The sequence below is a fragment of the Nocardia sp. NPDC059154 genome, from assembly GCF_042755705.1.
Lineage (GTDB): Bacteria > Actinomycetota > Actinomycetes > Mycobacteriales > Mycobacteriaceae > Nocardia.
Genome location: NZ_JBHZCS010000019.1, coordinates 96,800 through 110,748 on the forward strand (window position 1 = coordinate 96,800; position 13,949 = coordinate 110,748).

Genomic DNA, 13,949 nt, shown 5'->3' on the forward strand with positions numbered 1-13,949 from the left:
CGGGTCAGGCGTCCTGCCACCACTTGGCCGCGATGCGGCCCGTCGCCACCAGCTCCGACGGGCCGCGCAGCCAGGCCGCCCCGTTCTCGATGCCGACGGTCACCACGCCGCCGGGAATGCGGACCTTCACATGCCCGACATCGGAGGCCAGGTCGAAGCCGTCGCGGGCCAGGGCGGCGGCCGCCGCGGCCACGGTTCCCGTTCCGCAGGAGCGGGTTTCGCCGACGCCGCGCTCGTAGACGCGCATGTCGACGCCCCGCTCACCGTCCGAGCCCACGGCCAGCGCGGTGAGGATCTCGACGTTCACGCCGTTCGGGAACAGGGTGTGGTCGAAGCCCGGCAGCTGCTCGAGGTTCAGTTCGGCGAGCGAAGCCGTGGTCAGCTCCGGGTCCACGCAGGCCAGGTGCGGATTGCCGACATCGATGCCGAGGCCCGTGAATTCGCGTCCGCTCACCGTCGCGGTCGAGACGCCGAGCGTCTTCACCCGGCCCATGGCCACGGTCACCTCGCCGTGCACGGGATCGGCATGGTGCACCACCACCGGCCGCGCGCCCGCGCGCGAACCGACCACGAATTCCGCGCTCTTCTCCATCCCGGTCGCGACCAGGTAATGCGCGAACACGCGCACCCCGTTGCCGCACATCTCTGCGATGGATCCGTCCGCATTGCGGTAGTCCATGAACCAGTCCCCGGCGCTGACGCCCTCGGGCAGCCCGGCCAGCACACCGGTTTCGATCAGCGCGCCCGCGCGCGCGACCCGCAGCACCCCGTCCGCGCCGAGCCCGCGCTGCCGGTCGCACAGCGCGGCGACCCGGGACGGCGTGAGCTCCAGCCACGCGTCCGGGTCGGGCAGCACCACGAAATCGTTCTGGGTGCCGTGGCCCTTGCTGAATTCGATGTCAGCGGCGCTGTTCTCGCTCGTCATAGTCCTCACCGTAGCGCCCGGCGCTGCCGGGATATTTCGTAGAGGGCCACCGCGGCCGCCGCGGGCGCACCGAGGGTGCCGTCGGTCGGGATGCAGATCAGCTCGTCGCACACCTGCCGCCAGGCGGGGGCGAGCGATTCGCTCTCGTCACCCAGGACCAGGACGGTGCCGCCGTCGAACTCGGCGTCGTCGAGGGCCAGGCCGCCGTGGTCGTCACTGCCGACGATACGGGTGGCGACGCCGCGGGCCCGCTGCCGGTCCCGGAACGCGCCCACCTGCGCCGGACCCGAGGCGCGCAGCACGGGGACGGCGAAGAGCGCGCCGGCGGAGGCGCGCACGCTCTGCGGGTCGTAGTGGTCCACGCCGGAACCGGTCACGATCACCCCGCCCACCCCGAATGCCGCCGCCGAACGGATGAGCGCCCCCAGCCGGATCGCCGACGCGGGCCGGTCGATGACCACCACGGTGGCCGGATCCTCCGGCGTGCCCGGCGCGAAATCCTCCAGCTCGGGCCGCTGGGCCACCGCCACCGCCACCAGTTCCGGCGACGGCTCACCGGGCTCGGCCAGCCCGGCCATCACCTCCGGCACCAGCCCGACACTGGGCACGCCGCTGGAATCGAGCACCTGCCGCGCCCACGGCGACGGCTCGGGTAGCCGGTACACGAGAGTCTCCAGCGGCCAACGGCATTCGAGGGCGCGGCTGATGGGCCGCATACCCTGCACCAGGAATCGATTGTCCCGGATCCGGGCGGCACGGGTGGTCAGGTAGGCCTGCCACACCTGAACCGCCGCGGTGCGAGTGTTCGCGCGACGCGTCACTGGGGTTCCTGTTCGTCCCTCATCGGTGAGGAGTTGACGAGGGCCAGCGCGGTGTCCGCCAAGGCGGGATCCGCGCCGTCCACCCATCGCACCCGCTGGTCTCGACGGAACCACGAACGTTGTCGCCGGACATAGCGCCGGGTGCCGATGAAGGTGCGCTCCTGAGCTTCGTTCAGCTCGTATTCGTTGTCCAGGAAATCGAGGACTTGCGCGTAACCGATGGCGCGCCGGGCGGTTTGGCCGTGGCGCAGGCCCAGCGCGATGAGGCCCTCGACCTCCGCGACGAGACCGGACTCGAACATGGTCGCGGTGCGCACCTCGATGCGGGCATCCAATTCGGCCGTGTCGCGATCGACGCCGATAATGACCGTCCCCCACCGTGGTTCACCGATCTGGGGCGCCGAGGCGGCGAACGGCTCACCGGTCAGCTCCACCACCTCCAGCGCGCGCACCATGCGGCGGCCGTCGGTGGGCAGGATGGTCTGCGCGGCCACCGGATCGGCCCGCTTCAATGCCTCGTGCACGGCGACGGTGCCGCGATCGGCCAGCACCGCTTCCCATTTGGCGCGGATCTCCGGGTCGGTGGCCGGGAAATCCCAATCGTCCAGCAGCGCTTGGACATACATCATGGAGCCGCCGACGATGACCGGGGTGCGCCCGCGCGCCATGATGGCCTCCACATCGGCGCGGGCCGCCGCCTGATACGAGGCGACGGTGGCGGTTTCGGTGATGTCGAGGACGTCGAGCTGGTGGTGCGGGATGCCGCGGCGTTCGGACACCGGCAGTTTGGCGGTGCCGATGTCCATGCCGCGGTAGAGCTGCATGGCGTCGATATTGACGATCTCGCCGTCGAGCCGCTGCGCCAGATCCAGGGCCAGATCGGATTTCCCGGTGGCGGTGGGGCCGACCACGGCGATGGGCCGGGTCATGTGGCAGCTCCGCCGCGTTCACGCGGACGCCACACGCTGACATGGTAGGCGACGCCGAACGGGGCTGCGGCGTAGAGGGTTTCGACGCCGGGGTCGGCGGGATCGGTGGCGAACAGCCCGGCCAGCACCTGGTAGGCGGGACGGCCCTGCGCCTCGATCTCGGCGCACAGGCGCGTGTCCAGGGCGGCCAGGGCCTGCCGGTCCCCCGCGCTCAGCGCCCGGTCGATGGCCTCCTGCACGCCCGCGGCGCGCTCGTCCAGATAGCGGGGGGCCTTGAGCGACAGGGTTGCCGCGCCGTCGCCGACGACCAGCACGGCGATCGGTTCCGGTTCGGCGTCGAGGTCGGCCCGCAGCTGCCGGCCGAAGGTCAGGCTCTCGTCCGCGGAGGCATCGGCCGAGATCAGACGGCATTCGGCCGTGACTTCCGGCGCGACCTGCTCGCGCAGCCAGCCCGCGATCAAGGCCGGCAGCGGCAGCATCGGGTCCGCGACACGCTCGGCAACCACCCCAGACAAACCGACACGCAGGTCCACCCCGTATCCCCGGAATGTGCCCACCGCATCGGAACCGATCACGCGGCCGGAATCGCCGCTGGCGGAACCCTCCTCCGCCTCCGCCACGCCGACCACGATCCACCGCGACGCGCGGGCCGCCAACTCCCCCGCGGCCCGCAACACCGCAGCTCGCAGCTCCGCGACCGTTCCTTCGGCCGACGCACCGGCCGCGCCCCCGAGTTCGGGCACCAGCACGGGCGGCGAAGGGACCAGTGACGCAACACAGAACACGCCGACAACCGTAGCGCTAACGCACCTCACCAGCCCCACCCCCACCGATCGCCGCGCCGCCGAAGCGGGCTCAAAGACAGCATTTCCCATCTCAGCCTGGTTGAATGGGATGAGCTAGACCGATGAGCTAGGGCGTAACCAGGCAGCCGTGACGCGCGGCAGGGACGAGGAGCAATGACCGACAACAACGGAAACGAGAAGGCTACCCACCCGGAGTCGACCCCGACGCCCAAGCCCGGCGCGCCGATGCCCACCCCGAGCGAGGGCGCCAAGCCATCACCGGCGGCCGCCACCGCACCCCGTCCTGGGGGCCCGCGCCGCAAACCCGAATCCCCCAAACCCCATGCCGTCAAGCCCGCGCCCGGTGCGGCGGCACACCATCCGCATCCGGTCGTCGTACCGAGCGTGAGCGACCCCAGCCAGTGGGGACGGGTCGACGACGACGGCACCGCCTGGGTGAAGACCGCCGACGGCGAACGTGTCATCGGCTCCTGGCAGGCGGGTGACGCCGCCGAGGGTCTGGCCCACTTCGGCCGCCGCTACGACGATCTGGCCACCGAGGTCGCCTTGCTCGAGGCCCGGCTCGCCGCCGGCACCGATGCCCGCAAGACCAAGACCGCCGCCACCGCGATTGCCGAAACGTTGCCAACGGCCGCGGTCATCGGCGATATCGATGGGTTGACGGCCCGGCTGCAGGCCATCATCGAACACTCCGACGAGGCGGCCGCGCACGCCAAGGAGGAGAAGGAACGCACCCGGCACGAGCAAACCGAGCGCAAAGAAGCCCTGGCCGCCGAGGCCGAGCAGATCGCCAACGACTCCACCCAGTGGAAGGTCGCCGGTGACCGGCTGCGGGAGATCCTGGACGAGTGGAAGACCATCCGCGGCGTGGACCGCAAGGTCGACGACGCGCTGTGGCGGCGCTTCTCCAAGGCCCGCGAGGCCTTCAACCGCCGCCGCGGCGCTCACTTCGCCGAACTCGACCGGGAGCGTGCCGCCGCCAAGGGCCGCAAGGAAGAGCTCTGTGTCCGCGCCGAGGAGCTGTCGGGTTCGACCGACTGGTCCGGCACCGCGGCCGTCTTCCGCGACCTGCTGACCGAGTGGAAGGCCGCAGGCCGCGCCCCGCGCGAGGCCGACGAGCAGCTGTGGCGTCGGTTCAAGGCCGCGCAGGACGTCTTCTTCGCCGCCCGCAATGCCGCCGCCAGCGAACGCGACCACGAGTTCGAGGAGAACGCGTCCGCCAAGGAAGCGCTGCTGCACGCCTACGAGCACATCAACCCCGATGCCGACCTGGACGCCGCCCGCAGCGCCCTGCGCGAGCTGCAGGAGAAGTGGGACGCCATCGGCAAGGTCCCGCGCGAGCGCATGCACGATCTCGAATCGCGCCTGCGCGCCATCGAGAGGAAGGTCCGCGAGGCCGTCGACGCCCAGTGGCGTCGCACCGACCCCGAGGCCATGGCCCGCGCCGCCCAGTTCCGCGAGCGTGTCGCCCAGTTCGAGGAGCAGGCCGCCAAGGCCCAGGCCGCCGGCAAGACCCGCGACGCCGAGAAGGCCCTCGAACAGGCGAAGCAGTGGCGCGAGTGGGCCGAGGCCGCCGAGGGCGCGGTCAGCCAGCGCTGAGCTGTCGCCTGGGTTCCCTTGTCGCCCAGGCGATCAGCATCCCGGGCACGCGGTCGTGATCAGGCTCGGTGCATGGCACCGAGTCGCGAAGAGCTGATCGCGCACCTGGTGACCACCGGCATGGCCGGTCGGGTCGACCGGCCCTGACCCCCCCGATGCCGAATCTGGTTGTGGCCGACCATGGTTGGTGTGGTGGCACAGCCATCCTCGGCCGGGGCTTCAGTTGAGCTGGGCCGGGGCGGGTTCGGTGATGATCTCGTGGCGGGTGGGGCGGTGGGAGCGGCGGTATTCGCTCGGGGGGAGGCCTACTTCGCGGTTGAAGTGGGCACGGAGGTTGGCGGCGGTGCCGAGACCGCAGCGGGCGGCGACGACGTCGACGGGGAGGTCGGTGAGTTCGAGGAGTTCGCGGGCTCGGATCAGGCGTTGGGTGAGCAGCCACTGGAGCGGGGTGCCGCCGAGTTCGGCGTGGAAACGGCGGGCCAGGGTGCGCTCGCTGAGGTTGGCATGGCCGGCGAGGTCCGCGACGGTCAGCGGATGTTCGAGATTGGTGAGGGCCCATTCGAGGGTGGCGGCGAGGCCGGTGTCGGTGGGCTGGGCGGGGACCGGGGACTGCAGGTATTGGGCCTGGCCGCCGGCGCGGTGTGGGGACACGACCAGATAGCGGGCGGCGGCATTGGCGGCCTGGGAGCCGAGGTCCTTGCGGATCAGGTGGATGCACAGGTCCATGCCGGCCATGGTGCCGGCGCTGGTGAGGATGCGGCCGTCGTCGATGTAGAGGACGCCGGGGTCGATGTCGAGGTGGGGGTGGCGCTCGCGCAGGGCGGCGATGTGCCGCCAGTGGGTGGTCATGCGGCGGCCGTCGAGCAGGTCCGCGGCGGCCAGCACGAAGGCGCCGGTGCACAGCGAGGCGATGCGGGCGCCGCGCTGGTAGGCGGCGCGGACCGCCTCGACCAGGTCGGCGGGCGGGTCCTCGCGGACGTTCGGGGTGGACGGGACGATCACGGTGTCGGCGCGGATCAGGTCGTCGTAGTCGTGATCGGTCAAGGCCACGAAGGGATCTCGCAGCGTGGCGTGCCGGGTGTCGCGCGGGCCGCAGAGCTGGAAGTCGTACCAGGCGGCGGGGTCGACGCCGAGGGGCGGCTCGTAGAAGACCTGGTACGGGATGGCCACCTCGAAGATCGGCATGCCGGGCGCGACGGCGACGGCCAGGGTTCCGGGACCGGTCGATTCCATGACTCGAATCTAACGCCGCAGCGTGTCAGAAATCTAGCGCAGTGTGGCATTCCTGCCACTCGTGGATCGTGCCGCCGCTTCGCATAGTCGAAGACATGACCACGACGACCGACGCCACAACCGCACTCCCCCAACCGGATACGGCTCCCGACCCGCGCCGATGGCGGGTGCTGGCGATTGCCGCGATCGCCCAGTATCTGGCCATCCTGGATCTGTTCGCGGTCATCGTCGCCTTCCCGGCGCTGCAGCAGTCCTTCGGGCACGCCTCGACCGGCGCGGTGTCGTGGACGTTGAACGCGTACACCATCGTCATGGCCGCCCTGCTGGTTCCGGCCGGCCGGTTCGCCGACGACACCGGTCGCAAACGCGGATTCCTGCTCGGCATAGCGCTTTTCGGGCTGGCGTCCATCGCCTGCGGCCTTGCTCCGAACCTGGCCGTCCTGATCGTGGCCCGCGTGCTGCAGGCGGCGGCCGCGGCCCTGCTCATCCCGACCGGGCTCGGCCTGGTGCTGCCGGTGTTCCCGAAGCGCGAGCACGCCACGGTCATGGGCATCTGGACCGCGATCGCCGCGGCGGGCGGCGCGAGCGGCCCGGTCATCGGCGGACTGCTGCTGCAGGCCGGCTGGCGCTGGATCTTCCTGCTGAACGTGCCGTTCACGGTGGTGGCCTTCGCCTTCGGGCTGCGCGTGCTGCCCGATATCCAGCAGCGCGCCAACCGGCGGCTGGACCTGCTGGGCGCGGCGCTGATCCTCGGGGCCACCGCCGCCTTCACCACGGTGTTCGTGCAGGCCACCGACTGGGGCTACACCGCCCCGGGCACCCTGGGCTGCCTGGTCGCCGGTATCGCCCTGACGGCCCTGTTCGTCGGCCACGTCCGCCGCCACCCGGACCCGGTGGTGAGCCCGATCGTGTTGCGGCACCGCCTGTTCCGCACCGCCACCCTCGGCGTCTTCTGCTACTACCTGGCCTTCGCCGCCATGGTCCTGGAGGCGACGCTGTTCATGACCGAGGAATGGCGGTATTCGACCCTGCGTGCCAGCCTGGGCGTGGCGGCCATGCCGATCAGCTGCCTGCTGCTGTCGCCGCTGTCCGGCCGCTTCGTCGCGCTGGTCGGGGCGCGCGCCTCGGCGGCGCTGGGCGGGGCGGCCATCGCACTGGGCTGCGCCTGGTGGGTGCTGGCCAGCGGCTTCTCGAATTCCTATGCGGTGGTGATGGTTCCGGGCGCGATCCTGGCCGGGGCCAGCACCGCGCTGCTGCAACCGCCGCTGTTCGGCGCCTCGACCCTGCTGCCCGCCGACCAGATCTCGCTCGGCTCCGGGACCCTGATGATGGCCCGCCAGACCAGTTCCGCCCTCGGCGTCGCCATTCTGACCGCCATCCTCGGCGACGCCGCCCACCGCACCATGACCGAGTTCCGCGCGGGCTGGCTGTACATGGTGGCGGCGGGCCTGGCGGCCATGGTCGCCGGCCTCGCCTACCGCCCCGACCGCGCCGCCGCCTGACCTCGCCCGCGGTACGAAAAAGGCCCGGTGGCAACCGCATTCGGTTGCCACCGGGCCCGGATCGATTGCTCAGTCCTCGCCGAAGAGCCGGCGGCGCTGCTGTTCCTCGGCCTTGGCCTCGGCCAGGCGGCGCTGTTCCTCGGCGGCCAGCTGCACGGAGGTGCGCGCCCACACCACCCGGACCCAGTGGAAGGTCAGCACGACGATGGCGATGGTGGCCACGATCAGGCCGATGCCCGGGCCCGCACCGTGGTAGTTGCCGAGGCCCGGGGTCTGGCGGTGCCAGATGGACAGCACGCCGAACACGCTGCCGATGGCCGACCCCGCGACCGCGATCCAGGCCAGCAGCCAGCGGCGGGTAATGAGCGCCAGCACCGAGAACCCGATGCCGAACACCACGACGAACCAGACGAAGACCCGCGAGGGCAGGCCGATGTGGTCGGCCTGGGCGACCGTGTCGTACAGCAGCACGTCGAAGCCGCGGGTCTTGCCCGCGTGCGGCAGCACCAGCGAGGCGAGCAGCACGAACACCGAACCGGCCACGACCATGGCGCGCATGCCCGGGTCGATCTCGCCGGCGATCTTGCGTTCGACGGCCTCGAGGTCCGCGCGGAACTGCTCGAAGTCCTGACTGTTCTCGGCGGCCTGCATGCTCTCCTCGTTCGCCTCGGGCGTCGGTTCCGACGCCGGTTCCGATTGTGCTGCTTCGTCTTCCGGATGCTCCGGCCGGTCACTAGGCTCGTCCGGGCCGGTGGGCTGCTGCTCGGTCATACCACTCGAGATCCTTGCTGACGGCTAGCGCTCCCGCGCCGGGGATGTGGTCAGGCGGTGTGCGAGGAGTACCCGTGACAGGTCGATCCCTCGCACGTACCCCAGCGATCCTGCCCTATGACGCTGTGTAGTTGACAGCGACCCCACCATTCGCCGCCCGAGGTGGCGCCGACCGGCCAGGTAGCCGCGGGCCGGACTACTCGCCGCAGGCCGGGCCGCAGCCCGCGGCCGCGGTCTCCACCACGACCGGCGCGCCGATGCTCGGCAGACCCAGGCCGACGCCGATCGGCGCGGTCTTGGGGGTGACGCCACGCTCGTGCGCGTCCCCGGCACGGGTGCGGCGGTGCGTCAGCACCTCGCCGTCGGCGATCAGGTAGTGCGGTGCCGCACCGGTGACATCGACGGTGATCACATCGCCGGGCCGAATCTCGTTGCCGGGAGCCGGATCCACCGGCGGGCGGAAGTGCACGAGCCGGCCGTCGCGGGCGCGACCGGACATGCGCGCGGTCTTGTCGTTCTTCTTGCCCGCGCCCTCGGCGACCAGCAGCTCGACGCTCGAGCCGATCAGCGCCTGATTGCCCTCCAGCGAAATCTGCTCCTGCAGCGCGATGAGCCGGTCGTACCGTTCCTGCACGACCTCCTTCGGCAGCTGATCGGGCATGGTCGCCGCGGGCGTGCCGGGCCGGATGGAGTACTGGAAGGTGAAGGCGCTGGTGAAACGCGCCTGCCGCACCACATCCAGGGTGGCCTGGAAGTCCTCCTCGGTCTCGCCCGGGAAGCCGACGATGATGTCGGTGGTGATGGCGGCGTGCGGCATGGCCGCGCGCACCTTCTCGATGATGCCGAGGAACTTGGCGCTGCGGTACGAGCGGCGCATGGCCTTGAGCACGCGGTCCGAACCGGACTGCAGCGGCATGTGCAGCTGCGGGCAGACATTCGGCGTCTCGGCCATGGCCTCGATGACGTCGTCGGTGAACTCGGCCGGGTGCGGGGAGGTGAACCGCACCCGCTCGAGACCCTCGATATTTCCGGTGGCGCGCAGCAGCTTCGCGAAGGCGCCACGGTCGCGCGGCTCCTCCGGATCGGCGAAGGAGACGCCGTAGGAGTTGACGTTCTGACCCAGCAGCGTCACCTCGAGCACGCCCTGCTCGACCAGCGCCTGCACCTCGGCGAGCACGTCGCCCGGACGCCGGTCGACCTCCTTGCCGCGCAACGCCGGAACGATGCAGAACGTGCAGGTGTTGTTGCAGCCCACCGAGATCGACACCCAGCCCGCGTACGCCGACTCGCGCTTGGCGGGCAGCGTCGACGGGAACGCCTCCAGCGATTCGATGATCTCGACCTGAGCCTGCTCGTTGTGGCGGGCCCGCTCCAGCAGCACCGGCAGCGAGCCGATGTTGTGGGTCCCGAACACCACATCCACCCAGGGCGCCTTCTTGACCACGGTGTCGCGGTCCTTCTGCGCCAGGCAGCCGCCGACGGCGATCTGCATGCCCGGGCGGTCGGCCTTGATGGGCGCGAGGTGTCCGAGGGTGCCGTACAGCTTGTTGTCGGCGTTCTCGCGCACCGCGCAGGTATTGAAGACGACCAGGTCAGCGGTATCACCGGCCGCGGCCTTGACGTAACCGGCGTCCTCGAGCAGACCCGAGAGGCGCTCGGAGTCGTGCACGTTCATCTGGCAGCCGTAAGTGCGTACCTCGTAGGTCCGGGCCGGGGAATTCACCCAACCAGGGTAATAGGTGCCCGGCGCAGGCCATAAACCCCGTCCGTGCCGGGTGACCCGGGGATCGCGGCGGCCGGGTGTACGCCCGGACGGATGGTCGTGGAATTGTCGGCGAATCATCGTCCGACCGGGCGATGGTGGTCTCAGCAGCATCAATCGCTGGTTACGCGGGGGTGTCGGGTCCTGCCACAGTTCGAGCCGCCCTGGCAAAGACGAGCATTTCGGGCAGGACATGATTAGGGTCACTGGTCATGACCGACGTGGCCGATTCCATCAGCACTCCCGCGCCGATGATCTCGATGCGGAATGTGGACAAGCACTTCGGCTCGCTGCACGTGTTGCGTGACATCAATCTCGAAGTGCCCAAAGGGCAGGTCGTGATCGTGGTGGGGCCCTCCGGCTCCGGCAAGTCGACCCTGTGCCGAACCATCAACCGGCTCGAGACCATCGACTCCGGTGAGATCGCCGTCGACGGCGTGAAACTGCCCGACGAGGGCAAGGCCCTCGCGAAGCTGCGCGCCGATGTGGGGATGGTGTTCCAGCAGTTCAATCTATTCGCGCACAAGACGATTCTCGAGAACGTGATGCTGGCGCCGGTGAAGGTGCGGCGCGTCGACAAGACCCAGGCGCGCGCCCGGGCACTGGAACTGCTCGACCGGGTCGGCATCGCCAATCAGGCCGACAAGTATCCGGCGCAGCTGTCGGGCGGTCAGCAGCAGCGCGTGGCCATCGCGCGGGCGCTGGCCATGAACCCCAAGGTGATGCTGTTCGACGAGCCGACCTCCGCGCTCGACCCGGAGATGGTGTCCGAGGTGCTCGAGGTCATGGTCGGGCTGGCCAAGGACGGCATGACCATGCTCGTCGTCACCCACGAGATGGGCTTCGCGCGGCGCGCGGGCAATCGGGTGCTGTTCATGGCCGACGGCCAGATCGTCGAGGACACCGAGCCCGAATCCTTCTTCACCGCACCGAAATCGGATCGCGCCAGGGACTTCCTGGGCAAGATCCTCTCCCACTGACTCCGCTCCACTAGGGAACACTCCCGCACTCCACGAGAGAACAGGACGTTCGATGAGGATCAACCACGCAATCCGGATCGCCGCCGGAGTGGCTGCCCTGGCGCTCGCCGTCACCGCATGCGGCGGCGGCAGCAACAAGACCGCCAGCCAGCACGCGGCCGACGGCAAACTCACCATCGGCATCAAGTTCGACCAGCCGGGCCTGGGACTGCTCAACAAGGACGGCAGCTACAGCGGTTTCGACGTCGACGTCGCCAAGTACGTGGCCGACAAGATGGGCGTGAAGCCGGAGAACATCACCTTCAAGGAATCGCCGTCGGCGCAGCGCGAGACGCTGATCCAGAACGGGCAGGTCGACTTCATCGTCGCCACCTACTCCATCACCGACGCCCGCAAGCAGAAGGTCGACTTCGCGGGCCCGTACTTCGTGACCGGGCAGTCGCTGCTGGTGCGGTCGGACAACACCGACGTCACCGGGCCGGAATCGCTGACCGGCAACAAGAAGCTGTGCTCGGTCAAGGGCTCCACCCCGGCGCAGAACGTGAAGGACAAGTACGCCAAGGAAGTTCAGCTGCAGGAGTACGACACCTACTCGCTGTGCGTGGAGGCGCTGAAGTCGGGCGCGGTGGACGCGGTCACCACCGATGACATCATCCTGCGCGGTTACGCGGCGCAGTCGCCGGGCGCGCTGAAGGTGGTCGGCAAGACCTTCTCCGTCGAGAACTACGGCATCGGCGTGAAGAAGGGCGACACCGAATCGCGCGGCAAGATCAACGACGCCATCGACGCCATGATCACCTCCGGCGCGTGGAAGGTGGCGCTCGAGAAGGAATTCGGCAGCACCGGCTTCCAGATCCCGGAGCCGCCCAAGGTCGACCGGTACTGATTCGCGGGCGCGCCAGGTGATTTCACGTCTCGCGAAATCACCCGGCGTGCTTCGTCTTCCGATCGGAGGAATGGGGCAGTCGTGTTCGACTTGATCTCCAACTATCACACCAAACTGCTCGACGCGTTCTGGGTGACGATCAAACTGACGCTGTATTCGGCGTTCTTCGCGCTGATTCTCGGCACCATCGTGGCGGCCATGCGGGTGTCGCCGATTCCGATCGCACGCTGGATCGGCGCGCTGTACGTCAACATCATTCGCAATACGCCGCTCACGCTGATCATCGTCTTCTGCTCGCTGGGCCTGTACCAGACCCTCGGGTGGCGGCTGGCTTCCGAGGGGCCGAACAGCATCGCGGAGAACAGTTTTCGCTTCGCCATCGTCGGATTGAGCGTCTACACAGCGGCTTTCGTGTGTGAGTCGCTGCGGGCGGGTATCAATACGGTGCCGTTCGGGCAGTCGGAGGCGGGGCGCTCGCTAGGACTCACCTTCGGGCAGAATCTGCGGCTCGTGGTGCTGCCGCAGGCGTTCCGGGCGGTCATCGCACCGCTGGGCAGTGTGTTCATCGCCCTGACCAAGAATTCGACCATTGCCTCGGCCATCGGCGTCGGTGAGGCCGCGCTGCTCATGTCGGAGATGAACGAGAACGAGGCGGCGCCGCTGAGTGTCGGCGCCATCTTCGCGCTCGGGTTCGTGATCCTGACATTGCCGACCGGTCTGTTCTTCGGTTGGCTGGCCAAGCGATTCGAGGTGGCGCGATGACCACGTCCGTGCTCTACGACGCGCCGGGACCCCGCGCGCGCCTGCGCTACCGCGTCTACTCGGTCGTCGTCATCGCGGCCGCGGCGGCGGCGGTCTGGTTCGTCTATCACGGGCTGGCCGACAAGGGGCAGTTCACCGCCGACAAGTGGAAGCCCTTCACCGAGGGCGATACCTGGCGCACCTACCTCCTGCCGGGTCTGCGCGGCACACTCGAGGCGGCGGCGCTGTCGATCGTGCTGGCGCTGGTCCTCGGAATGGTGTTCGGCATTCTGCGACTGTCGGACCATCGCGCGGTGCGCTGGTTCGCCGGTGTGGTGGTGGAGATCTCGCGGGCCATTCCTGTGCTGATCCTGATGCTGTTCCTGTTCACCCTGTTCGCCCAGCAGAACGTCTTCCCCTCCGACCAGCTGGCGCTCGCGGCCGCAGTGGCGGCGCTGACCATCTACAACGGATCGGTCATCGCCGAGATCGTGCGCTCGGGTATCCGGGCGCTGCCCCGGGGACAGACCGAGGCCGCCGTCGCCCTGGGCATGCGCAAAACCCAGGTGATGGTGACGATTCTGCTGCCGCAGGCCGTCACCGCCATGCTGCCGGCGCTCATCTCGCAGATGGTGGTGGCGCTGAAGGACTCCGCGCTGGCCTACCAGATCACCTATCTGGAAATCGTGCGCAGAGGCACGCAGCTCGGTGCGGCGGAAAAGAATCCGATCCCGTCGCTGATCGTGGTGGCCATCATCATGATCGTCATCAACTACGCGCTGACCGTGATCGCCACCCGCGTGGAGAAGTGGCTGCGCACCCGCAAGCGCGGCTCCCGGGCCGTGCTCGCAGCGGGCGCCGTCACCCCTCCCCCGGGCATGGATGTCGTCATGGGGGACCAGTCCGCATCCGGCGTGTGATCGGCGACGCGTGGTCGGGGAGCTGACCTCGGACCCCGGTTCGGGAGCCGTGACTGCCGAACCGGGACCGGGCG

At 69.5% G+C, this 13,949-nt stretch carries 13 protein-coding genes; 6 read left to right on the forward strand and 7 right to left on the reverse strand.

Annotated features, from left to right (window positions below):
- Positions 1-4: 4 nt before the first annotated feature.
- The 4 genes from dapF to ACFXN1_RS18460 are packed head-to-tail and all read right to left on the reverse strand — an operon-like array spanning position 5 to position 3,460.
- A complete protein-coding gene (gene dapF / locus ACFXN1_RS18445; protein ID WP_379438815.1) occupies positions 5-925 on the reverse strand; it encodes a diaminopimelate epimerase in 921 nt (306 codons plus the stop codon).
- Between the two features lie 5 nt (positions 926-930).
- Positions 931-1,746 carry a TrmH family RNA methyltransferase gene (locus ACFXN1_RS18450; RefSeq protein WP_379438813.1) on the reverse strand — a complete coding sequence of 272 codons (816 nt, stop codon included), beginning with the start codon at positions 1,744-1,746 and terminating at the stop codon, positions 931-933.
- The gene (gene miaA, locus ACFXN1_RS18455; protein WP_379398708.1) at positions 1,743-2,675 is read right to left on the reverse strand and encodes a tRNA (adenosine(37)-N6)-dimethylallyltransferase MiaA; all 933 of its coding nucleotides are present in this window, start codon (positions 2,673-2,675) and stop codon (positions 1,743-1,745) included. Before miaA ends, ACFXN1_RS18450 begins: the two co-directional genes overlap by 4 nt.
- A complete protein-coding gene (locus ACFXN1_RS18460; protein WP_379438812.1) occupies positions 2,672-3,460 on the reverse strand; it encodes a hypothetical protein in 789 nt (262 codons plus the stop codon). The genes miaA and ACFXN1_RS18460 overlap by 4 nt, the downstream gene beginning before the upstream one ends.
- 174 nt (positions 3,461-3,634) lie before the next feature.
- Here ACFXN1_RS18460 and ACFXN1_RS18465 point away from each other — a divergent pair, with 174 nt between their 5' ends.
- Positions 3,635-5,080 (forward strand): DUF349 domain-containing protein, encoded by a 1,446-nt coding sequence (locus ACFXN1_RS18465; protein ID WP_379398704.1) that lies wholly within the window; start codon positions 3,635-3,637, stop codon positions 5,078-5,080.
- A 219-nt stretch (positions 5,081-5,299) separates the two neighbouring features.
- Here ACFXN1_RS18465 and ACFXN1_RS18470 read toward each other — a convergent pair whose 3' ends face one another.
- On the reverse strand, positions 5,300-6,313 hold the full coding sequence (locus ACFXN1_RS18470) for a GlxA family transcriptional regulator (protein WP_379438811.1): 1,014 nt from the start codon (positions 6,311-6,313) through the stop codon (positions 5,300-5,302).
- Positions 6,314-6,408: 95 nt separating this feature from the next.
- Between ACFXN1_RS18470 and ACFXN1_RS18475 the strand changes: the two genes are divergently transcribed.
- The gene (locus ACFXN1_RS18475) at positions 6,409-7,815 is read left to right on the forward strand and encodes an MFS transporter (RefSeq protein WP_379463636.1); all 1,407 of its coding nucleotides are present in this window, start codon (positions 6,409-6,411) and stop codon (positions 7,813-7,815) included.
- A gap of 69 nt (positions 7,816-7,884) precedes the next feature.
- On the opposite strand, the gene ACFXN1_RS18480 is transcribed toward ACFXN1_RS18475, so the two are convergent.
- Positions 7,885-8,466, reverse strand: a complete 582-nt coding sequence (locus ACFXN1_RS18480) for a hypothetical protein (RefSeq protein WP_379398793.1) — start codon at positions 8,464-8,466, stop codon at positions 7,885-7,887.
- Between the two features lie 316 nt (positions 8,467-8,782).
- Positions 8,783-10,429, reverse strand: coding sequence for a tRNA (N6-isopentenyl adenosine(37)-C2)-methylthiotransferase MiaB (gene miaB, locus ACFXN1_RS18485; RefSeq protein WP_379438810.1), 1,647 nt, complete (start codon positions 10,427-10,429; stop codon positions 8,783-8,785).
- A gap of 170 nt (positions 10,430-10,599) precedes the next feature.
- Here miaB and ACFXN1_RS18490 point away from each other — a divergent pair, with 170 nt between their 5' ends.
- From ACFXN1_RS18490 to ACFXN1_RS18505, 4 genes are all read left to right on the forward strand, one after another.
- Complete coding sequence (locus ACFXN1_RS18490; RefSeq protein ID WP_379398792.1) at positions 10,600-11,328, forward strand: amino acid ABC transporter ATP-binding protein; 729 nt, start codon at positions 10,600-10,602, stop codon at positions 11,326-11,328.
- A gap of 52 nt (positions 11,329-11,380) precedes the next feature.
- Positions 11,381-12,214 (forward strand): glutamate ABC transporter substrate-binding protein, encoded by an 834-nt coding sequence (locus ACFXN1_RS18495; protein ID WP_379438809.1) that lies wholly within the window; start codon positions 11,381-11,383, stop codon positions 12,212-12,214.
- Positions 12,215-12,295: 81 nt separating this feature from the next.
- Positions 12,296-12,976 carry an amino acid ABC transporter permease gene (locus tag ACFXN1_RS18500; RefSeq protein ID WP_379383937.1) on the forward strand — a complete coding sequence of 227 codons (681 nt, stop codon included), beginning with the start codon at positions 12,296-12,298 and terminating at the stop codon, positions 12,974-12,976.
- Positions 12,973-13,875, forward strand: coding sequence for an amino acid ABC transporter permease (locus tag ACFXN1_RS18505; protein ID WP_379438808.1), 903 nt, complete (start codon positions 12,973-12,975; stop codon positions 13,873-13,875). Before ACFXN1_RS18500 ends, ACFXN1_RS18505 begins: the two co-directional genes overlap by 4 nt.
- Positions 13,876-13,949 lie beyond the last annotated feature (74 nt).